Source organism: Leclercia sp. 1548 (assembly GCF_050435045.1).
GTDB lineage: Bacteria > Pseudomonadota > Gammaproteobacteria > Enterobacterales > Enterobacteriaceae > Enterobacter > Enterobacter adecarboxylatus.
The window spans coordinates 138,538-161,430 of the sequence record NZ_JBNDJP010000008.1 but is presented as its reverse complement, the minus strand read 5'-3'; the positions used below and the strand labels follow the sequence as shown (position 1 = coordinate 161,430).

Genomic DNA, 22,893 nt, shown 5'->3' with positions numbered 1-22,893 from the left:
TATTCTGCCCCCGCTATTCAAGGGGGCAGCATGCTTAATATCGTTCTATTCGAACCAGAAATTCCACCTAATACCGGCAACATCATTCGCCTGTGCGCCAATACCGGATTCCGTCTGCATATCATCGAGCCGATGGGCTTTACGTGGGACGACAAGCGCCTGCGCCGTGCAGGGCTGGATTATCACGAATTCACCGCCGTGGTTCGCCATCAGGATCTGGCCGCATTCATGCAAACGGAAAACCCGGAACGGATCTTTGCCCTCACCACCAAAGGTACGCCTGCGCACAGCGCGGTGAGCTATCAGGAGGGGGACTATCTGCTGTTTGGCCCGGAAACGCGCGGCCTGCCGGCCACCATTCTTGATGCCCTGCCTGCTGAACAAAAAATCCGTATTCCGATGATGCCGGACAGCCGCAGCATGAACCTGTCAAATGCGGTGTCGGTAGTGGTCTATGAAGCCTGGCGCCAGCTGGGGTACGCCGGAGCAATACTCAGGTAGGCCCGGTAAGCGTAGCGCCCCCGGGCATTTACTCAGATCCCGTCGCCATACTCAAAGGTGTGGTGACCGTTGAAGAACTGATCCATATCCATCGCTGGTTTATCGCTGTCCGGCCTGCCAACGATACGCGCCGGAACGCCTGCGGCGGTGGTATGCGGTGGTACAGGTTGCAACACCACTGAACCGGCGCCAATTTTCGCGCCGCGTCCGACTTCAATATTGCCGAGGATCTTCGCCCCCGCGCCAATCATCACCCCTTCACGGATTTTCGGGTGGCGATCGCCGCTGGTTTTGCCGGTCCCGCCCAGCGTCACGGATTGCAGGATCGAGACGTCGTTTTCAATAACCGCCGTTTCACCCACCACAATGCCGGTGGCATGGTCGAGCATGATCCCGCGGCCAATCTTCGCCGCCGGGTGGATATCCACCTGGAAGCTCACCGAGACCTGATTTTGCAGGAAAATCGCCAGCGCGCGACGGCCCTCGTTCCACAGCCAGTGGCCGATACGGTAGGACTGCAGGGCGTGGAAACCTTTCAGATAGAGCAGCGGCGTGGAGTATTTATCCACCGCCGGGTCGCGATTGCGTACTGCCTGGATATCACAGGCAGCTGAGGCGATCATCTCCGGGTCGGCCGCATAGGCCTCTTCCACCACTTCGCGGATGGCGATAGCGGGCATGATCGGTGATGCCAGTTTGTTGGCAAGCATATAGCTCAGCGCGCTGCCGAGGTTTTCGTGCTTGAGTAGCGTTGCATGGTAAAAACTGGCGAGCATCGGCTCACAGTCGGCCAAAGCACGGGCTTCGGCTTTAATATTGTTCCAGACGATATCCAGTTCTTCACACGGCATTGCTTGCTCCAGACGTAATGATAATGACCGGCCAGTTCTTCGCCAGCCGGGTCATTCAGGTGATAATGCTTTCCTGCGGTTAACTGCTGCTACGCTCGTCCTTGCGTGCACGACCTAATAAGGTCAATGCTGCCTCGCGCGCATTTTTTCCGCAATACAATACCTGATAAATTTCCTCGGTTATTGGCATTTCGACGCCAAAGCGGTGTGCCAACTCGCGGACTTCTTTGGTATTGCGATAGCCTTCCACCACCTGACCGATCTTCTCCTGCGCGCCGATGACATCCATGCCCTGTCCGAGCATCATGCCAAAGCGACGGTTACGAGACTGGTTGTCGGTACAGGTCAGCACCAGATCGCCTAATCCTGCCATCCCCATAAAGGTGGCGGGATCGGCACCCAGCGCTGCGCCCAGACGGGACATTTCGGTCAGACCACGGGTGATCAGCGCCGTACGCGCGTTCGCGCCGAAGCCGATACCGTCGGACATGCCCGCGCCGATCGCGATAACGTTCTTCACTGCACCACCCAGCTGAACGCCGATAAAATCGGGGTTGCTGTAGACGCGGAAGCTTTTACCGCAGTGCAGGAGCTGCTGCAGATCCTCAGCAAACGTCTCATCGGTTGAGGCCAGCGAGATCGCCGTCGGCAGCCCTGCCGCCAGTTCCTTCGCAAAGGTCGGGCCGGAGATCACCGCCAGTGGGATAGCATCACCCAGCGCTTCGCGGGCGACATCCTGCAGCAGTCGGCCGGTCTCGGCTTCCAGCCCTTTGGTCGCCCAGACCACGCGGGCATCATCACGCATCAGCGGTTTAATCTGTCGCAGCACCTGACCAAACACGTGGCTCGGTACAACGATCAGAATATTGCGGCTCGCAGCCAGCGCTGTCGCCAGGTCGCTTTCAAGATGCAGTGAGTCAGGGAAAGGCACATCGGGGAGGAACGCAACGTTGCAGCGATCGGCTTCTAACGTCGCGATATGTTCAGGATTGTGGCCCCAGAGAACCACTTCGTGACCATTTCTTGCCAGGGTAATAGCAAGAGCGGTGCCGTAAGAGCCGGCACCGATCACAGTCATTGACGCATTGACAGTACTCATCAGGCATCCTGATGTTGTTCAGTACCTTCGCCAGCTTGCTGCTGCAGATAGTTCATGAACAGCGCATCGAAGTTCACCGGCGCAAGGTTCAGTTGCGGGAACGTACCACGGGAAACCAGGCTGGTGATGCATTCGCGGGCATACGGGAACAGGATGTTCGGGCAGTATGCACCCAGGCAATGCGCCATCTGATTACCTTCGATGCCGCCGATGGAGAAGATGCCGCCCTGCTGTACTTCGCACAGGAATGCAGTCTCTTCGCCCAGAGAAGCGGTTACGGTAACACGCAGTACGACTTCATACACATCTTCCGCCAGTTGGGTGGAAGCAGTATCCAGATCAAGTTTAACCTCTGGCTGCCAGTCTTTCTGGAAAACATGTGGCGCATTTGGTGCTTCGTAGGAGACGTCTTTGGTGTAAATGCGCTGGATCTGGAAAGTCATCTCGGTGTTGTTTTGTTCTGACATGGAAATACCCTTTTTAATTGTCCTAAAACGCCTTAGCGCAGCAGGGGATCAAGTCCACCACGCGCGTCAAGCGCATACAAGTCATCACAGCCGCCAATGTGCTGCGCATCGATAAAAATCTGCGGAACTGTCGTCCGGCCACTACGTTTAATCATCTCTTCGCGTTTCGCAGCGTCGCCATCAATAGGCAGTTCCTGGAAGGCAACGCCTTTGCTGTCCAGCAGCGCTTTCGCGCGATGGCAGAACGGGCAGGTCGCTTTGGTATAGATCTCGATATTGGCCATGTTCAGACTCCTGTTTACTTACCACGAACCAGAGGCAGGTTTTCACCGCTCCAGCCAGAGATGCCGTCTTTCAGGACAGTGACGTTTGCAAAGCCTGCTTTGACGAGGGTATTTGCTGGCTCGTTTGCCTGCATCCCGGTACCGTCAACGACAATAATGGGTTTGTCTTTATGCTTTTCCAGTTCGCCAAGGTTATTGGCTTTGATGTCGGCTGGCAGCAGGTTAATTGCGCTTGCAATATGGCCTTTGCGGAAATCATCACGCTGACGCAGATCGACTACCACAGCATCTTCTTTATTGATAAGACGAGTGGCTTCGCCGCGGGTAATCACCTTCACTTTTGAGGTGAGGCCTTTGAACGTGGTGAAAAGTACGGCTGCCAGTAGACCAATCCACGCGATACAAAGTATGGGGTGGCGGCTGACAAATTGCATAATTTCTTGCATGGGGGGTAACGACTCCCGACTGAGTGAATAAAAAACCAGGACAGGAGTATACCTGTGCGTTGTGGCAAATACAGCCAGCGACAATAAGCTAATCCATTTTCTGCGTGCTGCCACGAAAAAAAAGACCAAAATTGCCCTCTCCTTACGCTTCCCCCGGTGATTTCTTTGATCTTCTGCGGCTATTTGATCGATTCAGCTGTAGTAAAATTACGCAAATTTTTTGTCTTTTGAGCAAAGAGGTTGTCGCAATGTCGGTTTCTAAAAAACCTATGGTACTGGTGATTCTGGATGGCTATGGCTATCGCGAAGATCAGCAGGATAACGCCATTTTCAACGCTAAAACCCCGGTCATGGATGCACTGTGGGCACAACGTCCTCATACATTGATTGATGCGTCCGGCCTGGAAGTGGGTCTGCCCGATCGTCAGATGGGCAACTCCGAAGTTGGACACGTCAACCTGGGTGCCGGACGCATTGTCTACCAGGATCTGACCCGTCTGGATGTTGAAATTAAAGAACGCACCTTCTTTGCAAACCCGGTGCTGACCGGCGCGGTTGAGAAAGCCGCCGCCGCAGGCAAAGCGGTACACATTATGGGTCTGCTCTCTGCCGGTGGTGTCCACAGCCACGAAGACCACATTATGGCGATGGTCGAGCTGGCCGCAGAAAAAGGGGCGGACAAAATCTACCTGCACGCCTTCCTTGATGGTCGTGACACCCCGCCGCGCAGCGCTGAATCCTCCCTTAAAGCCTTTGAAGACAAGTTTGCCGCCCTTGGCAAAGGCCGCGTGGCCTCTATCATTGGCCGCTACTACGCCATGGACCGCGACAACCGTTGGGATCGCGTAGAGCAGGCCTACAATCTGCTGGTAGAAGCCAAAGGCGAGTTCCAGGCCAACACCGCGGTTGCTGCGCTGGAAGCCGCTTACGCCCGCGATGAAAACGACGAATTCGTCAAAGCAACGGTGATCCGCGCCGAAGGCCAGGCCGATGCCGCAATGGAAGATGGCGACGCGCTGATCTTCATGAACTTCCGTGCCGACCGCGCTCGCGAAATCACCCGCGCCTTCGTCAATGCTGACTTCGACGGCTTCGCCCGTAAAAAAGAGGTTAAGCTGGGCGATTTCGTGATGCTGACCGAATATGCTGCCGACATCAAAGCGCCATGCGCCTATCCGCCATCTTCTCTGGCGAATACCTTCGGCGAGTGGATGGCGAAACATGACAAGACTCAGCTGCGCATCTCTGAAACCGAAAAATACGCCCACGTAACTTTCTTCTTTAACGGGGGCGTGGAAGAGTCGTTCAAAGGCGAAGACCGCATTCTGATCAACTCCCCGAAAGTCGCCACTTACGACCTGCAGCCAGAGATGAGTTCTGCCGAGCTGACCGAGAAGCTGATTGCAGCCATCGAAAGCGGCAAATACGACACCATCATCTGTAACTACCCGAACGGCGACATGGTTGGCCATACCGGGGTGATGGAAGCCGCGATCAAAGCGATTGAAGCGCTGGATGCATGCATTGAGCAGGTGACCAACGCCGTAGTCGCCGCAGGCGGCCAGATGCTGATCACCGCAGACCACGGCAACGCCGAACAGATGCGCGATCCCGCTACCGGCCAGGCGCACACTGCGCATACCAACCTGCCGGTACCACTGATTTATGTTGGTGATAAAGCGGTGAAATCCGTTGATGGCGGTAAGCTTTCGGACATCGCCCCAACCATGCTGACCCTGATGGGCATGGAAATCCCGCAAGAGATGACTGGCAAGCCGCTGTTCATCGTGGAATAATCCTTCCCCATGAGGGGAAAGGCGATTGTTTCAATCACATGGGTCGTGAAGCCGTTACGGTTATCAGTCAGGCCTTTACTTTACGCCAGCGTGCTCAGCGCTGGCGTATTGTTGTGCGCGGCATCCGCCCAGGCGGACGAGCGCGACCAGCTTAAAACCATTCAGGCCGATATCGCCGCTAAAGAGCGGGCGGTACGTCAGCAGCAGCAGCAACGCTCCTCCCTGCTCGCGCAACTCAAAAAGCAGGAAGAGGCGATCTCCGCAGCGGCACGTCAGCTGCGCGAAACCCAGAACACCCTCGCCCAGTTGAATAAGCAGATAGACGAAATGAATGCGTCTATCGCCAAACTTGAGCGCCAGCGCGCAGCTCAGGAGCGCAACCTTGCCGCACAACTGGATGCCGCCTTTCGCCAGGGTGAACACACCGGCATCCAGCTGATCCTCAGCGGCGAAGAGAGCCAGCGCGGTCAACGTCTGCAGGCCTATTTCGGCTACCTTAACCAGTCCCGCCAGGAGACCATCGCCCAACTGAAGCAGACGCGGGAAGAGGTCACCACGCAAAAAGCGGAGCTGGAAGAGAAGCAGAGCCAGCAGCAGACCTTGCTTTACGATCAGCAGGCGCAGCAGGCTAAGCTGGAGCAGGCGCGCAACGAGCGTAAGAAGACCCTCGCGGGGCTGGAATCCTCCATTCAGGAGGGACAGGCGCAGCTGGGGGAAATGCGCGCCAACGAATCGAAACTGCGTAACAGCATCGCCCGTGCGGCGGCGGCCGCCAAAGCTCGCGCCGAGAAAGAGGCCCGTGAAGCGCAGGCCGTTCGCGACAAGCAGCAGGAAGCTTCCCGCAAAGGCACCACCTACAAGCCAACAGAAAATGAACGTTCGCTGATGTCGCGCACCGGCGGCCTTGGTTCGCCGCGCGGTCAGGCTTACTGGCCGGTACGGGGCTCAATTCTGCATCGCTATGGCGAACAACTGCAGGGTGAGCTACGTTGGAAAGGGATTGTTATCGGTGCATCGGAAGGTAGCGAAGTCAAAGCTATTGCCGATGGCCGGGTGATCCTCGCTGACTGGCTGCAGGGCTACGGTCTGGTGGTGGTGGTTGAGCATGGTAAAGGCGACATGAGTCTTTACGGCTATAACCAGAGCGCTTTAGTCAGCGTGGGCACCCAGGTACGCGCCGGTCAGGCTATCGCCCTTGTGGGCAGCAGTGGCGGTCAAGGCCGCCCGTCACTCTATTTCGAAATTCGTCGCCAGGGTCAGGCGGTCAATCCACAGCCGTGGTTGGGAAGATAAGTTTTGCTTCAATTTCGTCGTATGGTTCTCCCCTTCGTCAGCGCACTGGCGCTGGCGATGCCGGTTTACGCAGGTAAACTCGCTATCGTCATTGATGACTTCGGTTATCGTCCACACACAGAAAACCAGGTGCTGGCAATGCCATCCGCCATCTCCGTCGCCGTGTTGCCGAACGCGCCGCACGCCCATGAGATGGCCACCAAAGCCCACAACAGCGGGCATGAAGTGCTGATCCACCTGCCAATGGCACCGCTCAGTAAACAGCCGCTGGAAAAAGACACCCTCCGCCCGGAGATGAACAGCGACGAGATCGAGCGCATCATCCGCGAGGCTTACGCCAAAGTCCCTTACGCGGTAGGGCTGAATAACCATATGGGCAGCGCCATGACCTCCAGCCTGTTTGGTATGCAGAAGGTGATGCAGTCCCTGGCGCGCTACAACCTCTACTTCCTCGACAGCATGACCATCGGCAACAGCCAGGCGATGCGCGCCGCGCAGGGCACTGGCGTGAAGGTGATTAAGCGCAAAGTCTTCCTCGATGACACGCAAAACGAGGCCGATATCCGCGTCCAGTTCAACCGCGCCGTGCAGGTGGCCCGCCGTTCAGGCTCGGCCATTGCCATTGGTCACCCGCATCCGTCCACCGTTCGCGTGCTACAGCAGATGCTGCCCACGCTGCCTGCGGATATCACCCTGGTGCCGGCGAGCAGCCTGCTCAATGAACCGCAGGTGGATACGTCCCGCCCGGTCAGCTCGCCACCAGCGGGTACTGCGCCTGGCACAAAACCACGTAATCCTTTCCGGGGCGTAACGCTTTGTGCGCCTAAGCATCCGCCAGAGCCGGTCTATATGAGCCGCTACTTCTCGGTGCTTGGGGAGAGCATCAGTCAGAGTACGCTGGTGAAATACGTCCAGTTGCAGTGGCAGGGTTGGGGTAAGAAGAGCTGATACCCGCCGTGAGGCGGGTCCTTTACTCAATAACGTGAGAGTCTGCGTGTTTTTTGCCCGCAGACTCTTTTTGATCGTGGTGCTGATACCAGGCTTTGAAGTATTTCAGAAAGCTGTAAGAGGTGGCATAGAGGCCGGTTACCACTCCCACTCGCCCCTGGCGCCACGCGCCGCTGAACAGATACCACTTGAAGAATGCGCCGATGGCGCTAATCACGCCGCGCGAAAGTGACGGGCGTACAGGCTGGTACTTCACCAGACGGCTGGTGTAGCTGTTCAGCTTGTTGAAGACCTCGTGCAGTGAATAAAAGGTGTCATGACGCACCCGACCCGGGATTTTAACCGACTGGATCGCTCCTTCCACTTTGTCATCCACCGGACGCTGGTTAAACCGCGCCTGGGTACGGTTAAAGAGCCGTACCGGGAAATCGGGCGAGGAGACAGGATAAATCGTCCGAATCTCTTCCCCCAACACATGCCAGTAGCGGGCGATCCGCCATGCCTGATCCGGAGCTGGTTCGTCACCCGCCTTCAGGCGCAGGATAAAATCAACGGTTTCAGCATCGAGGATCTCATCGCTGTCCATGCAGAGCACCCAGTCATTGCTCGCCAGATCGATGGCGTGGTTCATCTGCACGCCATGCATGGTATAGGGCTGATGATGAGGAGTGATGCCATATTCCTGGCAAATCGCTAAGGTGGCGTCGTGGCTGCCCGAGTCGAGGACGATGATTTCATCGGCAACCACTATCAACGGAGGCAGGACTTCGCGCAGTAGCCGTGCTGAGTTACAGGTCAATAAACAAACGGTGAGCTTGAACATAGGCGCTGTAAAGTTGAGTAAACTTCCTCAGACTGTATAAGCGCAGGCTAAAAAAAGCGATGAAAAGCTGTGAATTATCCGGTTGTGGACCGAAAAACGTGAGGCCAACGAAAAAAAGCGCCCGCAGGCGCTTTTCGTTTAATCCCAGCTCAGGATAACTTTCCCGGACTGGCCTGAACGCATCGCGTCAAAGCCCTGCTGGAACTCATCGATGGAGAAGCGATGGGTAATGAGCGGAGAGAGATCCAGACCAGACTGGATCAGGGCTGCCATCTTGTACCAGGTTTCGAACATCTCGCGGCCATAAATACCTTTGATGAACAGACCCTTGAAGATGACTTTGTTCCAGTCGATGGACATATCTGACGGCGGAATACCCAGCATCGCGATACGGCCACCGTGGTTCATGGTATCGAGCATGGTGCGGAACGCTGGCGGCGCGCCGGACATCTCCAGACCCACGTCAAAGCCTTCGGTCATGCCCAGCTCTTCCATCACGTCCTGGAGGTTCTCTTTCGACACATCCACCGCACGGGTAACGCCCATCTTGCGCGCCAGCGACAGACGGTATTCGTTTACATCGGTGATCACCACATTGCGGGCGCCCACGTGCTTCGCTACCGCTGCCGCCATGATGCCGATTGGGCCTGCGCCAGAGACCAGCACGTCCTCACCCACCAGATCGAACGACAGCGCCGTGTGTACCGCGTTACCGAACGGGTCGAAGATGGAAGCCAGATCGTCGGAGATATTGTCCGGGATTTTGAAGGCGTTAAACGCCGGGATCACCAGGTATTCCGCAAAGCTGCCCGGGCGGTTGACGCCTACGCCAACGGTGTTGCGGCACAGGTGGGTACGACCACCGCGGCAGTTACGGCAGTGGCCGCAGGTGATATGGCCTTCGCCGGAAACGCGATCGCCAATCTTAAAGCCTTTCACTTCCTGGCCGATGCCCACCACTTCGCCGACATATTCGTGACCGACGACCATAGGTACCGGAATGGTCTTCTGCGACCACTGGTCCCAGTTGTAGATATGCACGTCAGTACCGCAGATAGCGGTCTTACGAATTTTGATCAGCAGATCGTTATGACCGACTTCCGGCTCCGGTACGTCGGTCATCCAGATGCCTTCTTCCGCTTTCAGTTTGGATAACGCTTTCATCACTCGTCCTCAGGCAATCACGCCCAGTTGTTTGCCGATGCGGGTAAAGGCTTCCACCGCACGCTCAATTTGTTCAGGGGAATGCGCCGCCGACATCTGGGTGCGAATACGCGCCTGACCTTTTGGCACCACCGGGAAGAAGAAACCGGTGACGTAAATCCCTTCTTTTTGCAGCTCGCGGGCAAAGTTCTGCGCCACCACCGCATCACCCAGCATGACCGGGATAATGGCGTGATCGGCACCAGCCAGAGTAAAGCCCGCAGCGGTCATTTTTTCGCGGAACAGACGGGCGTTGGCCCACAGACGGTCACGCAGTTCGGCACCGGACTCCACCATCTCCAGCACTTTGATGGAGGCGGAAACGATGGCCGGAGCCAGCGAGTTGGAGAACAGATACGGGCGGGAACGCTGACGCAGCCACTCCACCACCTCTTTACGCGCAGCGGTGTAGCCGCCGGACGCGCCGCCGAGCGCTTTACCCAGCGTGCCGGTGATGATGTCCACGCGGCCCATTACGTCGCAGTATTCGTGGGAGCCACGGCCGTTTTCGCCAACAAACCCGACCGCGTGCGAGTCATCGACCATCACCAGCGCATCGTATTTATCCGCCAGGTCGCAGACGCCTTTCAGGTTGGCGATCACGCCGTCCATGGAGAACACGCCGTCAGTGGCGATCAGCACATGACGCGCACCCGCCTCGCGGGCCTCTTTCAGGCGCGCTTCCAGCTCAACCATATCGTTGTTGGCGTAGCGGAAACGCTTCGCTTTACACAGACGCACGCCGTCGATGATCGACGCATGGTTCAGGGCATCGGAAATAATGGCATCTTCCGCGCCGAGCAGGGTCTCAAACAGACCGCCGTTGGCGTCGAAGCAGGAAGAGTACAGAATCGCATCTTCCATGCCGAGGAACGCAGCCAGTTTGCTCTCCAGCGCCTTGTGGCTGTCCTGGGTGCCGCAGATGAAGCGCACGGAGGCCATGCCAAAACCGTGGGTGTCCATGCCCGCCTTCGCGGCAGCGATCAGCTCAGGGTGATTCGCAAGACCTAAATAGTTGTTGGCGCAGAAGTTAATCACATGGCTGCCGTCGGCAACGGTGATATCTGCCTGCTGAGCGGAAGTAATGATTCGCTCTTCTTTGAACAACCCTTCCGCACGCGCGGTTTCCAGGTCACTGTTTAACTGTTTGTAAAAATCACCACGCATTGCAATTCTCCAGACTCGGCAAATTTCGGCACATATTACCCAAAGCTATACCTCGATACGAGATGACGCATTAAGAGTTATCGTTTTTGCAGCATAAATCACGTGACGCATTTGTTACATGTACACAAAATCATTCAGGATGCATCAGGGCGGCAAGGGAAGAAATGCCCGGGAGCATAGCGAACCAGGCGACCGGGCCTTCTAAGCTCAGGCAACGCCTGGCAGCCTGAAGGATGAAGTGTATGTCTGTGAATGGCTGATGGGGCGTCATACTAATGATATGATATGACTATTAGTGTCCGGGATTGTCCCCGGACTCCACACTTCAAAGGTTACAGCTATGATCATCGTTACCGGCGGCGCGGGCTTTATCGGCAGCAATATTATTAAGGCCCTCAATGACAAAGGCATCACCGACATCCTGGTGGTGGACAACCTGAAAGACGGCACCAAGTTCGTTAACCTGGTGGATCTGAACATTGCCGACTACATGGATAAAGAAGATTTCCTTATCCAGATTATGGCGGGTGAAGAGTTCGGTGAGATCGAGGCCATCTTCCATGAAGGCGCATGCTCTTCCACCACCGAGTGGGATGGCAAGTACATGATGGATAACAACTATCAGTACTCCAAAGAGATCCTGCACTATTGCCTGGAGCGTGAAATTCCGTTCCTGTATGCCTCTTCTGCGGCAACATACGGCGGCCGTACCTCTGACTTTATTGAATCTCGCGAATATGAGCAGCCGCTGAACGTCTACGGCTACTCCAAGTTCCTGTTCGACGAATACGTGCGCCAGGTGCTGCCAGAAGCGAACTCGCAGATCGTCGGCTTCCGCTACTTCAACGTCTACGGACCGCGCGAAGGCCATAAAGGCAGCATGGCGAGCGTAGCATTCCACCTCAACACTCAGCTCAATAATGGCGAAAGTCCGAAACTGTTCGAAGGCAGCGATGGCTTCAAGCGTGACTTCGTTTACGTGGGCGATGTGGCGGCGGTAAACCTGTGGTTCTGGGAAAACGGTGTTTCCGGTATTTTCAACCTGGGCACGGGCCGCGCGGAATCCTTCCAGGCGGTGGCGGATGCGGCACTGGCGTACCACAAGAAAGGCAGCCTTGAGTACATCCCGTTCCCGGATAAGCTGAAAGGCCGTTACCAGGCGTTCACTCAGGCGGATCTGACCAACCTGCGCGCCGCTGGCTATGACAAGCCATTCAAAACCGTTGCCGAAGGCGTAACGGAATATATGGCCTGGCTGAACCGCGACGCGTAAGGCAAGTAACCGATGAGAATACTGGTGATTGGCCCGTCCTGGGTGGGCGACATGATGATGTCGCAAAGTCTCTATCGCACGCTCAAGGCGCGCTATCCCCAGGCGATAATCGACGTGATGGCACCCGCGTGGTGCCGTCCGCTGTTATCGCGGATGCCGGAAGTGAACGAGGCGATCCCAATGCCGCTCGGCCATGGGGCGCTGGAACTCGCAGAGCGCCGCAAGCTCGGCCATAACCTGCGTGAAAAACGCTATGACCGCGCGTATGTCCTGCCGAATTCCTTTAAATCGGCGTTAGTGCCCTTCTTTGCCGGCGTGCCGCACCGCACCGGCTGGCGTGGCGAGATGCGCTACGGCCTGCTGAACGACGCGCGGATACTGGATAAAGAGGCCTGGCCGCTGATGGTGGAGCGCTATGTGGCGCTGGCCTACGACAAAGGCGTGATGCGCAGTGCGAAAGACCTGCCCCAGCCGCTGCTGTGGCCGCAGCTCCAGGTCAACGAGGGTGAAAAATCCCATACCTGCAACGCCTTTGGCCTGCTGGCCGATCGTCCTCTGATTGGCTTCTGCCCTGGCGCGGAATTTGGCCCGGCGAAGCGCTGGCCGCACTATCACTATGCCGAGCTGGCGAAGCAGTTAATCGACGAAGGCTATCAGATTGTGTTGTTCGGCTCGGCGAAAGATCATGAGGCGGGTAATGAAATCCTCGCCGCGCTGAGCATTGAGCAGCAGGCCTGGTGCCGTAATCTGGCAGGGGAAACCCAGCTGGAGCAGGCCGTCATCCTGCTTGCCGCCTGTAAAGCCGTGGTCACCAACGACTCCGGCCTGATGCACGTTGCCGCAGCACTGAACCGCCCGCTGGTGGCGCTGTACGGCCCAAGCAGCCCGGACTTTACCCCGCCGCTGTCGCATAAAGCGCGCGTGATCCGCCTCATCACCGGCTACCACAAAGTGCGCAAGGGCGACGCCGCCGAAGGCTATCACCAGAGCCTGATCGACATTACCCCGCAGCGTGTCCTGGACGAGCTTAACGAGCTGCTGTTGAGCGAAGAAGGATAACGGATGCGGGTATTGATCGTTAAAACCTCCTCTATGGGCGACGTGCTGCATACGTTGCCCTCGCTCACCGATGCTATGCAGGCTATCCCGGGCATTCGTTTTGACTGGGTAGTGGAAGAAGGCTTCGCGCAGATCCCAGGCTGGCATGAAGCCGTAGACCGGGTGATCCCGGTGGCGATCCGACGCTGGCGTAAAGCCTGGTTCTCCGCGCCAATTAAGGCCGAACGTCAGGCCTTTCGCGACGCGGTTCAGGCCCGGCATTACGATGCGATTATCGATGCTCAGGGGCTGGTCAAAAGCGCGGCACTCGTCACCCGGCTGGCGCATGGCGTGAAGCACGGTATGGACTGGCACAGCGCCCGCGAGCCGCTGGCGAGCCTTTTCTACAATTGCCGCCACTCGATTGCGAAGCAGCAGCACGCGGTGGAACGCACCCGGGAACTGTTCGCCAAAAGCCTGGGCTATGCGAAGCCGCAAATGCAGGGCGATTACGCCATTTCCCGGCATTTCCTGCACGGTGAGGAGCAGGCGGGCACGCCTTATCTCATCTTCCTGCACGCTACCACCCGTGATGACAAACACTGGCCGGAAGCCCACTGGCGCGATCTTATCGGCCTGCTGAGCGGTACTGGCCTGCGCATCAGGTTGCCGTGGGGTGCCCCGCATGAAGAAGCGCGGGCGAAGCGTCTGGCTGAAGATTTTGATTACGTGGACGTTCTGCCGCGCATGAAGCTGGACGGCGTGGCACAAGAGCTGGCTGGCGCCACGGCGGTGGTGTCGGTGGATACCGGCCTCAGCCACCTGACGGCGGCGCTTGATCGTCCTAATATTACGCTTTACGGCCCGACGGATCCGGGCCTGATTGGCGGCTATGGCAAAAATCAATATATCTGCCGCCCGGAACATTCATCGCAGCTGAGCGACCTTTCCGCCGCTGCGGTCTTTGCGCAATTAGAGCCTTTGCTGGCAGCAGAGAGAGCCTATGTCTGATTTTTTCTCAGCGGAACGCCCACCGAAGCGCGTGCTGATCGTTAAGCTGCGTCATCACGGTGACGTCCTGCTGACCTCGCCGGTCTTTACGGTGTTGAAAAAAAACTACCCTAATGTCGAAGTGGATGCCCTGGTGTATGACGACACCCAGGCGATGCTCACCAGCCATCCGTTTATCGATCAGGTGCACACCATTGGCCGCAACTGGCGCAAAAAAGGCTGGTTCGCGCAGTTCCGCCTGTACCGTGCACTACTGAATACCCTGAAGGCGCGTCAGTATGACGTGCTGATCAATCTCACCGAACACTGGCATGGCGCGCGTCTGGCGCGACGCCTGAAACCGCGCGTTTCCGTCGGCTTTAAGCCCGATAAACGCAGTGGGCTGGCGCGCCGCCGCTGGGTGAAATCCTTCACCACCCTCTATCCAGCGATCCAGGATAACAGCCGCCATATGGTGGAAGTGAATCTCGATGCGCTGCGGCGGATCGGCATTCATCCGCAGACCGACGCCGATAAACATACTCTGTTTGTGCCTGGCGACGCGGCGGAAGCGTCGATTGCAGAGAAACTGGCTGGCTTTGGGCTGGCGAGCCACTCCTACATTCTGGTGCACCCGACGTCGCGCTGGATGTTTAAGGCCTGGGATATTAATAAGCTGGCGGCAACCATTGATAACCTGGCGGCCCGCGGCCTGCCGATTATCCTCTCTGCCGCGCCGTCAAAAGAAGAGACCGCCTATATGGATGCGCTGCGTGCTGCGCTCACCCAGCCGGTGTTCGATTTAAGCGGCCAGTTAAACCTGAAAGAGCTGGGCGCGCTGATGAAGCACGCGCGGGTCTACTTTGGCGTCGATTCGATGCCGATGCACCTCGCCAGCGCGGTGGGAACGCCGACCGTCGCCATCTTCGGTCCGACCGGGGCGATCAAGTGGGCGCCGTGGGGGGTGAACTACCGCGTCATCACCGCCGGATTTACCTGCCAGCCTTGCGGTAAAGCGGGCTGCGGCGACAGCGGCGTCTCCGACTGCATTACGGCGATCACCCCGCAAATGGTGCTGAGCGCCATCGACACCCTGCTGTTGGAAAACCCGGCATGAAGCTGGCTATCGTTCGACAGACCTATAATCCCAACGGCGGCGCGGAGCGTTTTGTCTCCCGCGCGCTGAACGTGCTGGCGCAGGATACAGACCTGGACGTGACGCTGATCGCCCGTCAGTGGGAAGACGCCGCTGGCTGGAAAACCCTGACGGTTAATCCCGCTTTCCGCAACCGCCTCGATCGCGAATCGGGTTTTGCCGGGGCCGCGGCGGCGCAGTTTGCGCAGTTCGATATCGTGCAGAGTCATGAGCGTATTCCCGGGGCAACAATTTTCCGCGCCGGAGACGGCGTACACGCCACCTGGCTTGAGCAGTACAACCGCATCCAGTCGCCGCTGGCGCGCTGGGCGCAGTCCCTGAGCCGCTACCACCGTTATATTTTGCAGGCGGAAGCGCAGATGTTTACCCATCCTGCGCTGCGCAAGGTGATCTGCAATTCGAAAATGGTGCGGGATGATATCGCCCGCCGTTTTAGCCTGCCGGATGACAAACTGACGGTGATCTACAACGGTGTGGATACCGCTCATTTCAGTCCTGAGGTGCGCACGCTTTCCCAACGTGATGCGTTGGGGATCCCGCCGACGGCACCGGTGCTGGCCTATGTCGGTTCCGGGTTCAGCCGTAAAGGGGTGGCAACGGCGCTGCGCGCGCTGGTCCCTCACCCTGATGTCTGGCTGTTGATTGCCGGGCGTGATAAGCATGCGCGCAAATTCGAAAAGCTGGCCGAGACCCTCGGGGTGGCATCACGGGTGCGTTTTCTGGGGCCGGTTGCTGATGTGCGCCAGGTGTACGGCACCGCTGATGCGCTGATCCTGCCGACACTTTACGATCCCTTCCCGAATGTCTGTGTCGAAGCGCTGGCCTGTGGCCTGCCGCTGCTTACCAGCCATGGCTGCGGCGCGGCGGAGTGGATTAAAGAGGGTGTTAACGGCTGGGTGCGCGACGCGCTCGACAGCGACGGGTATCAGCAGGTGATAGGCCACTGGCTTCAGGGCCGTGAACAGGGTGTCGATTATTCAGCAGCGGCACGCGCCACTGCTGAGCCTTACACCCTGGAGCGGATGGCAAAAGAGCTGCAGGCGCTCTATCGCGACCTGCTGCGCTGAGCCGCAGTGGCAAAGACTTTTTCCATCGCCTCCAGCATGCATTCGCGAGTGAAATGGCTGCACAGGTAATCGTACCCCTGCTGCGCCAGCTTTTCCCGCAGCGCGGCATTTTCGTATAACTGCACAATGGCTTCGCGCAGCGCCGTTTCGTCGCGCTGCGCAATCAGGATCCCGGTCTGGCCGTTAATCACCGCATCTGCCGTGCCGCCCGCGTCGGTGGCGATGGTGGCGATCCGCGAAGCCAGTGACTGCAACACCCCCTGCGGAACGCCTTCCATATCATGCGAGGGGCTGAGTGCGACATCAAAGGCCGGGAACCAGCGTTCTGGATCGCTGCGATGGCCTGCCATGACCACCCGCTGCTGCAATCCCAGGTCAATAATTTCCTGCTCCAGCGCCGCTTTATGCGGCCCTTCACCGACAATCGCCAGCCTGATGTGCGGATGATCAATGGCGGCCAGCGCGCGCAGCAGCACGCTATGACCTTTATTAGGCCGCAGGTGCGACACCACGCCCAGCCAGAAATCCTCCTGCGTCAGGCCGCAGTGTTCACGGGCAGCCTGTTTATCCGCCGGGTGAAAACGCTGTGTATCCACGCCGCTCGGCACAGACGTGCTCTGGGCCATCGGCACACCAATATCTGCCATCTGTTGGCGCAGTGCTTCCCCGGTGGTCACGATATGGGCACAGGCTTTGCGAAACAGCCAGCGGGTGGTCCAGTTATTGCGCGGCACACCGGAGGCATGGCGGGTACGCACCAGCGGAACCGGATCTGATAGGGTGAGATTAGCCAGCGCCACCAGCCAGGTATCGGCGGAATTATGACTATTGATGACATCAATAGATCGACGGTTTTCTTTCAGCCAGTGGCGCAGCAGCTGGAGATTTTGCAAGTTCTTACGCCGAAGTGGCATCGTCACCACCGTTAACCCGGCATCACGTGCCAGGCCGTGTAGCGGTGCACTCTCCGGGCAAAGTATGGTCACCTGATGGCCGCGCTGAATCATCCCTAAGGACTCATTAATGATGCGTAATGGCTGTCCGCCCTTACCACCGTCTGCTTCAGTGTGAACAATATGCATACTTTTCCTGTTTATTGTGCAAGGACTTGCCATAGCAGCAAATTATAACCTTTACGGCCTGGGTAATACATAAAGCCTGGTGCCGGAAAGCGCCTAACGGATTATTCTTGCTTACAAACATTGTCCTTCTGTAGGTCAGGTATTTGTGATAGTTTTCTCTGGCTTTTTATTTCCCACGGAAAAACCGTGGAGATCGCTCACAGCGTTGTTAACCAGCCGGTCAAGAACCGAAAAATCCTTAACCAGCCCAAAATATATGACAAATACTCGTAACATTTTGACAGGTCTGTTAGTCCTTGCTGTACTGGCTTTATGTTTTATCTGGCCTATTCCCAACGATCAGCTACCTTTTCACCGCAATGGGTTGATTTATCCCATTGTCGCCGTGGCACTTGGCCTGTTTTTTAATGGAGTAACAACCAGACAACGGCTGGATTTAAGCAAAATTAAGTTCGTTCTTATTGTGATATGGGCGTTAACTTTCTTTATTGTGATTAATGGTTTTTTTGTCGCCCCCGACATAAAAGAAATGGTTTCTGCCTGGAGTGGCCAGTGGCTACGCCCGGTATTATTGTTCTGCGCTGGCCTGGTATTATTACCGGCGATTCAGAGAACTTACCCCTCGATGTCTGCCGCCCGCTTCTTTACGCTGGTGATCCTCTTCTTCTGGGGCGTGGTCTGCGTACATTTACTGGATTCACTCTGGCTCTACTGGCGCGACGGTTATATTCACTGGGGCGAAACGCGGATTGTCTATAACCGCACCCGCATGAGCTTCCAGGTCAATATGATCACCGGCTTCCTGATGGCCGAGCTGCTGGCACGTGGTCTGCTGCATCAACGCTTCCTGCGCCTGAAAACCCCGGTTCTGGCATTAATGCTAATAAGTAACCTGTTGTGTACCGCGCTGGTGGATACCCGCTGGGGCACTATCGGCCTGGTTGGCAGCCTGTTCTCGACCTTTATCCTGCTGAGCCTGCACAGCATGCGTCGCAGCCGGGTGATCGTCACCGGGGGGATCCTCGTCGGGATTGTTGTAGCTTCTGCGCTGCTCGGTTACGCCTCATGGAAAACCGATCCACGCTGGCAAAACCTGGAAAGTGATGCCATTGCTGGCTGGAACGCCCCCTTCACCAGCTTTTGTTACAACAAAACAGACGGAACGGTACCGGTTAACAGCCAGGGTGTCGCCATGAACCACTCCAACGGCTGCCGGGCCAGCTTCTTCCATCAGGGGTGGAACCTGATTGCCGAGCATCCGGCAGGCGTAGGGGCCAAAAAAGAGGCATTCCGCTATGTGCTGCGCCGGGATACCCAGGATAACCGTATCAACATTCCCCATAGCCACTATGGCCTGATTGAATTTGGCATTCAGAACGGTGTTATTGGCATTGCAGGCTGGCTGATTCTGCTGGTGGGCTGCTGGTATATCGGCTGGCGAGAATTCCGTCGTGGCAAAATGATGGTGGGGATGTTCCTGCTGCTCTTTACCATCGGCTTCTTCTGCCGGACCATGGTCGATCACAACCTCAAAGATCACTATCTGGAGCAGTATATGTTACTGACCGGCCTGCTGGTTGGCATGTGCGCGCTGCGCCCTGCAAACACCGAAAAGCAAACGTCCTGATCACTCTGACGCGCCAGGGGAATAATCACCCTGGCGCGGAACGCTTTAGCCTGTCGGCTGTCGAATTGCCAGCAAATGGCCTCGTTATACCCTTTTTATTGCTGCGTATTTTTACGGAGAAAGCATGTCTGAAACGCCTCAATTAAGCCTCATCGTTGCCGTTTTTAATGGCGAAAAATTCCTGAGCGCTTTTTTTGACAGCATTAAACAGCAGAATTTATCGAGCCTCGAACTCATTATTGTTAATGACGGCTCAACGGATCGCTCAGCTGAAATTATTGCCCGCTATGCCAGTGAATTTAGCCATTTCCAGATAATCGATCAGCCTAATGGCGGCGTATCGGCCGCACGTAATACTGGCCTTGCCCTCGCAACAGGCGAATACGTCGCCTTCCCCGATATCGATGACGTTATTTATCCAGGCATGTACCAGCGTCTGTTGGATATTGCCTTTGCAGGCCAGCTGGATGTCGCCACCTGCAACGGCACCTATATTTATGACGACGGCCGCCCGTCGAAAAAGATTTTTCCGTCCGACAAGCTCGCGTCTACAGGCGTGCTCGACGGCCCGGAGTGGCTGCAGATGGCACTGGCCTCACGTAAATTCCTGCACGTCACCTGGCTGAATATCTATCGCCACGCCTTTATCAAAGCCCAGGGTTTCACCTTCGAACACGGGCTGCGTCATCAGGATATTCCCTGGACCACGGAAGTGCTGCTGACGGCCAAACGCGTGCAATATGTGGATGAAGTCTATTATGACTATCTGATTCACTCTGCATCGGTTTCCCACACGCCCGGCACTGACGATACGCGGATGCGCTCTTCACGCCACTATATGAAAATCCTCGAAATGCTGGATGCCATTAATAAACGCTATCCAGAACAGGTGAAGCGCGCCCCGGCCTGTCAGTGGCAAATTGCCAAAGAAGGACTGGGTATTCTGCACAGCATTAACAATATCGAAGACAGCGCGAAAAAACGCGAAATCACCCAGGAACTGTTCGATCGCGGCATCTGGTCGATGATCTGGCAAAACGCGCGCGGTTTACGCCAGCGCTGGCGCCTGGGGCGTCGTTACTTCCGCCTTAAAAAAATCATCGGCTAACGAACATTATGAGCAAACTTAAATTACATGCGGTCTCCCGCGCTGATTTCATCGCCAAAAACTATGCAGACTTCCAGACGCTGCTGGATAACCGCGTCAACCCGGATACCATCCCGGAGCGTTTCTACTGCGGCGGTCGCGGCGGCTGGACTTTCCAGACCACTCTGGCGCTGAAACACTACTACGGTGACGACATTGAGTGCTCCTTTGGATCGGAGTGCCGCCCGGATGCCATCAACCTGATGCATAACGATGATTTTGGATCGCGCGTCAAACCCTGGCGTGGGGTGACCGTCGTCGCACGTGCCGACCGCCCACCGGTAATTGGCGCGGACGTGGTTGTGGATCAGAACCCGGAAGTCGATAACCGCAGCAACCGCATCTTTGTTCCGTACTGGCCACAGCCAGGGGTGAAACCGCGTGAACGTACTGATGAAACCGTCAAAACCGTGGCCTTTTTTGGCCGCGTCGACAGCTTCCCGGAGGCGTTCCGCAGCGAGGCCTTTAAACAGCGTCTTGCCGAGCAAGGCATTGACCTGCGTATCTCCTTTGATAACTGGACTGACTATCAGGACGTGGACGTCTGTATCAGTTTCCGTAAATCGCACGACCACAAGCTGGCGCGCAAACCAGCCAGCAAGCTGATTAACAATTGGCTGGGCAAAACGGTGATGATCTGCGACGACGAGCCATCGTACCGCGCGATCCGCGAAAGCGAGTTCGACTACCTGATCGCCAAAACGCCGGATGAGGCTTTTGAGGCCATCATGCGGCTTAAAAACAATCCAGACCTGTATCGTCAGATGCGCGAGCAGGGTGATAAACGTCTGCAGGTTTATTCCCGCGAAGCTGTCGCCGCGCGCTGGTTCAGCCTGTTTGAGGATATTTGGCGTAAAGGACTGCATAAACGCCCTACCCTGGTTCGTGCACTGCGCTTTGGTTTCGGTAAAGCCATTCGCCCGCTGACTAAAAAGTTTTAAGTAACCTTGAGTCCGTTCATGTTTAAAACATCCTCACAATCGTCACACACGCCGCGCCGCACTATTCTGCGTACCGTGATACTCACGCTGGTTTTGCTGGTGCTGTTTTCACTGTGTGAAATCATCATCCTGCTGAAAGACCATGTTTATCAGCCGAAATCCAGCGACATGTCGCTGTATCTGATCATTTCCCTGCTGGCGGCTATCAGCGCCCGCTATTTCCTCACCCGTCTGCTGCTGGCGGTTACCTTTATCGTGCAGATATCGGAAGCGGTTTATTACCAGTTCTACGGCCAGTTTTATGGCCCGAGTGAAGTGTGGCTGGCCTTTGTCGAAACCAAAGATATCGCCAGCGGCATTACGGACAGTCTGGGATCGCTTGGGATCTACTTTGCCATCATGGCCGTCGCAGTAATCTTTGCGCTGGTCTTTACTCGTCGTCTGGCACCGCAGTGGCATAAGTGGGTGGCGATGCCGTGCCTGCTGGCTATCGTGGTGATGTTTGCCGGTCAGTTCTATAAAGCCATCGACGGGCAGATGTATAAATTCAACCCGGATCTGCGCCACTCCTTACTGCGTAACGGTCTGTCGGCCATGAGTTACAGCGCTATTCGCCTGATCCCTGAAGCCCTTTCCGGCGAAAACCAGAGCATAACGCACTATGAGCCGTATAAGGTCACACCGGTGGAAGGCAGTCACGCCGGGAAATACTCCATCATCCTGGCGATTGGTGAAAGCCTCAACCCGCATCACGTCAGCGCCCTGGGCTACGATCGCGACACCACGCCGGAACTGAAAGCCCTGATGCAGCAGTATCAGGGTACGGGTCGGCTGATCGTCTCGAACGCGGTTTCGACCCGCGTGGCGATCCCGATGCTGGTCAATAACCTGCGCGAGCCGGACAACTACGATGCTTATAAGTCGAAGTCGACCAACATCTTTACCAATGCTAAAAAGCAGGGCTACCAGACGGCGTTTATCTCTGCCCAGGGTCTGGAAGGGCTGAGCAACTGGATTGGTATCCACGATATCGACCTGTGGGAAGATACGCAGATCCGCCCGGCGCCGGACGTCGGTGCCGATGTGGTGCTAACCCCTTCCGTTGAGCAGGCGAAGCTGGACTGGAATAAGCCTTTCCTGATGGTGCTGAACAGCCGTGCGCCGCATATTCCGTATGAGCGCAACATTCCGCAGGGCTTCGCGAAATTCTCTACCCCACGCCTGAGTGACGACGTGGCGCAGAAGAAAAATGAGTACGATGATGCCGTGCGCCTGTACGACAAAGAGCTGGCCTCGGCAATCCGTACCGCGATGGCGAAATCCAGACTGCCGGTTCTGGTGTTTATTACCTCAGATCACGGCGAACGCGTGGGTGATGGCGGGCTGTTCGGCCACTCGATTGTCGAAATGCCGATTGCCCAGGTGCCGTTCCTCTACTTCAGTAACGATCCGGCGTATACGATGAGCGCTATCAGCTCACAGGTGCCGCTCAACCATTACCAGATGGCGACGCTGATCAACAAGATGTTGGGTTACGCAGTCAGCAACCCGAACCAGAAGGACGACAGCTACTACATCACCGGGGGTGATATTCGCGGCCTGTCGGAGCGCGTCACCTACCATCTGAACGAACTGCCGGAAGCGGAACGTTAAGCAGAAATCATAAAACGGGCATCAGATGCCCGTTTTTTTAT

The 22,893-nt window shown here is 56.6% G+C and carries 22 protein-coding genes; 13 read left to right on the top strand and 9 right to left on the bottom strand.

What is annotated here, in order from left to right:
* Positions 1–30: 30 nt before the first annotated feature.
* Positions 31–501, top strand: coding sequence for a tRNA (uridine(34)/cytosine(34)/5-carboxymethylaminomethyluridine(34)-2'-O)-methyltransferase TrmL (gene trmL / locus ABIE02_RS19750; RefSeq protein WP_103793359.1), 471 nt, complete (start codon positions 31–33; stop codon positions 499–501).
* A 32-nt stretch (positions 502–533) separates the two neighbouring features.
* Here the strand turns inward: trmL and cysE are convergent, their stop codons facing one another.
* The 5 genes from cysE to ABIE02_RS19725 form a co-directional block, all read right to left on the bottom strand.
* Positions 534–1,352, bottom strand: a complete 819-nt coding sequence (gene cysE, locus ABIE02_RS19745) for a serine O-acetyltransferase (protein WP_032615750.1) — start codon at positions 1,350–1,352, stop codon at positions 534–536.
* A gap of 79 nt (positions 1,353–1,431) precedes the next feature.
* The gene (gene gpsA, locus ABIE02_RS19740; protein WP_032615748.1) at positions 1,432–2,451 is read right to left on the bottom strand and encodes an NAD(P)H-dependent glycerol-3-phosphate dehydrogenase; all 1,020 of its coding nucleotides are present in this window, start codon (positions 2,449–2,451) and stop codon (positions 1,432–1,434) included.
* Complete coding sequence (gene secB, locus ABIE02_RS19735) at positions 2,451–2,918, bottom strand: protein-export chaperone SecB (protein WP_032615746.1); 468 nt, start codon at positions 2,916–2,918, stop codon at positions 2,451–2,453. Before secB ends, gpsA begins: the two co-directional genes overlap by 1 nt.
* A gap of 32 nt (positions 2,919–2,950) precedes the next feature.
* Entirely contained in the window at positions 2,951–3,202 is a 252-nt protein-coding gene (gene grxC / locus ABIE02_RS19730) for a glutaredoxin 3 (RefSeq protein WP_032615744.1), read from the bottom strand.
* Between the two features lie 14 nt (positions 3,203–3,216).
* Positions 3,217–3,648, bottom strand: coding sequence for a rhodanese-like domain-containing protein (locus ABIE02_RS19725; protein WP_032615742.1), 432 nt, complete (start codon positions 3,646–3,648; stop codon positions 3,217–3,219).
* A gap of 248 nt (positions 3,649–3,896) precedes the next feature.
* On the opposite strand from ABIE02_RS19725, the gene gpmM reads away from it, so the two are divergent.
* From gpmM to ABIE02_RS19710, 3 genes are read left to right on the top strand one after another with little or no spacing between them, the layout of a single operon-like run.
* Complete coding sequence (gene gpmM, locus ABIE02_RS19720) at positions 3,897–5,444, top strand: 2,3-bisphosphoglycerate-independent phosphoglycerate mutase (protein ID WP_059309000.1); 1,548 nt, start codon at positions 3,897–3,899, stop codon at positions 5,442–5,444.
* Positions 5,445–5,477: 33 nt separating this feature from the next.
* The gene (envC, locus tag ABIE02_RS19715) at positions 5,478–6,737 is read left to right on the top strand and encodes a murein hydrolase activator EnvC (protein ID WP_230431552.1); all 1,260 of its coding nucleotides are present in this window, start codon (positions 5,478–5,480) and stop codon (positions 6,735–6,737) included.
* Positions 6,738–6,740: 3 nt separating this feature from the next.
* Positions 6,741–7,685, top strand: a complete 945-nt coding sequence (locus ABIE02_RS19710) for a divergent polysaccharide deacetylase family protein (protein WP_280713644.1) — start codon at positions 6,741–6,743, stop codon at positions 7,683–7,685.
* Positions 7,686–7,707: 22 nt separating this feature from the next.
* On the opposite strand, the gene ABIE02_RS19705 is transcribed toward ABIE02_RS19710, so the two are convergent.
* The 3 genes from ABIE02_RS19705 to kbl all read right to left on the bottom strand — a co-directional run bounded on the left by ABIE02_RS19705 (position 7,708) and on the right by kbl (position 10,878).
* On the bottom strand, positions 7,708–8,508 hold the full coding sequence (locus ABIE02_RS19705; RefSeq protein ID WP_032615733.1) for a glycosyltransferase family 2 protein: 801 nt from the start codon (positions 8,506–8,508) through the stop codon (positions 7,708–7,710).
* A 138-nt stretch (positions 8,509–8,646) separates the two neighbouring features.
* A complete protein-coding gene (gene tdh, locus ABIE02_RS19700; RefSeq protein ID WP_032615731.1) occupies positions 8,647–9,672 on the bottom strand; it encodes an L-threonine 3-dehydrogenase in 1,026 nt (341 codons plus the stop codon).
* Positions 9,673–9,681: 9 nt separating this feature from the next.
* The gene (gene kbl, locus ABIE02_RS19695) at positions 9,682–10,878 is read right to left on the bottom strand and encodes a glycine C-acetyltransferase (RefSeq protein WP_032615729.1); all 1,197 of its coding nucleotides are present in this window, start codon (positions 10,876–10,878) and stop codon (positions 9,682–9,684) included.
* A gap of 340 nt (positions 10,879–11,218) precedes the next feature.
* Between kbl and rfaD the strand changes: the two genes are divergently transcribed.
* Genes rfaD through ABIE02_RS19670 form a run of 5 tightly spaced genes read left to right on the top strand, consistent with a single transcriptional unit; the run spans position 11,219 to position 16,402 of the window.
* A complete protein-coding gene (rfaD, locus tag ABIE02_RS19690) occupies positions 11,219–12,151 on the top strand; it encodes an ADP-glyceromanno-heptose 6-epimerase (protein WP_032615727.1) in 933 nt (310 codons plus the stop codon).
* A 12-nt stretch (positions 12,152–12,163) separates the two neighbouring features.
* Positions 12,164–13,210, top strand: a complete 1,047-nt coding sequence (gene rfaF / locus ABIE02_RS19685; protein WP_032615725.1) for an ADP-heptose--LPS heptosyltransferase RfaF — start codon at positions 12,164–12,166, stop codon at positions 13,208–13,210.
* Between the two features lie 3 nt (positions 13,211–13,213).
* Complete coding sequence (gene rfaC, locus ABIE02_RS19680) at positions 13,214–14,200, top strand: lipopolysaccharide heptosyltransferase RfaC (RefSeq protein ID WP_429211421.1); 987 nt, start codon at positions 13,214–13,216, stop codon at positions 14,198–14,200.
* The gene (rfaQ, locus tag ABIE02_RS19675) at positions 14,193–15,296 is read left to right on the top strand and encodes a putative lipopolysaccharide heptosyltransferase III (protein WP_032615721.1); all 1,104 of its coding nucleotides are present in this window, start codon (positions 14,193–14,195) and stop codon (positions 15,294–15,296) included. Before rfaC ends, rfaQ begins: the two co-directional genes overlap by 8 nt.
* A complete protein-coding gene (locus ABIE02_RS19670; protein WP_117386633.1) occupies positions 15,293–16,402 on the top strand; it encodes a glycosyltransferase family 4 protein in 1,110 nt (369 codons plus the stop codon). Before rfaQ ends, ABIE02_RS19670 begins: the two co-directional genes overlap by 4 nt.
* Here ABIE02_RS19670 and ABIE02_RS19665 read toward each other — a convergent pair.
* On the bottom strand, positions 16,381–17,484 hold the full coding sequence (locus tag ABIE02_RS19665; RefSeq protein ID WP_059309007.1) for a glycosyltransferase family 4 protein: 1,104 nt from the start codon (positions 17,482–17,484) through the stop codon (positions 16,381–16,383). The two genes, ABIE02_RS19670 and ABIE02_RS19665, sit on opposite strands and share 22 nt — an antisense overlap.
* 256 nt (positions 17,485–17,740) lie before the next feature.
* Here ABIE02_RS19665 and ABIE02_RS19660 point away from each other — a divergent pair, with 256 nt between their 5' ends.
* From ABIE02_RS19660 to ABIE02_RS19645, 4 genes are all read left to right on the top strand, one after another.
* Positions 17,741–19,111: an O-antigen ligase family protein gene (locus ABIE02_RS19660; protein ID WP_072250845.1), complete on the top strand. Its 1,371-nt coding sequence runs from the start codon at positions 17,741–17,743 to the stop codon at positions 19,109–19,111.
* Between the two features lie 124 nt (positions 19,112–19,235).
* Complete coding sequence (locus tag ABIE02_RS19655) at positions 19,236–20,219, top strand: glycosyltransferase (RefSeq protein ID WP_032615718.1); 984 nt, start codon at positions 19,236–19,238, stop codon at positions 20,217–20,219.
* Between the two features lie 8 nt (positions 20,220–20,227).
* Entirely contained in the window at positions 20,228–21,199 is a 972-nt protein-coding gene (locus ABIE02_RS19650; protein ID WP_032615716.1) for a glycosyltransferase, read from the top strand.
* A gap of 18 nt (positions 21,200–21,217) precedes the next feature.
* Entirely contained in the window at positions 21,218–22,852 is a 1,635-nt protein-coding gene (locus ABIE02_RS19645; RefSeq protein ID WP_230431101.1) for a sulfatase-like hydrolase/transferase, read from the top strand.
* Positions 22,853–22,893 lie beyond the last annotated feature (41 nt).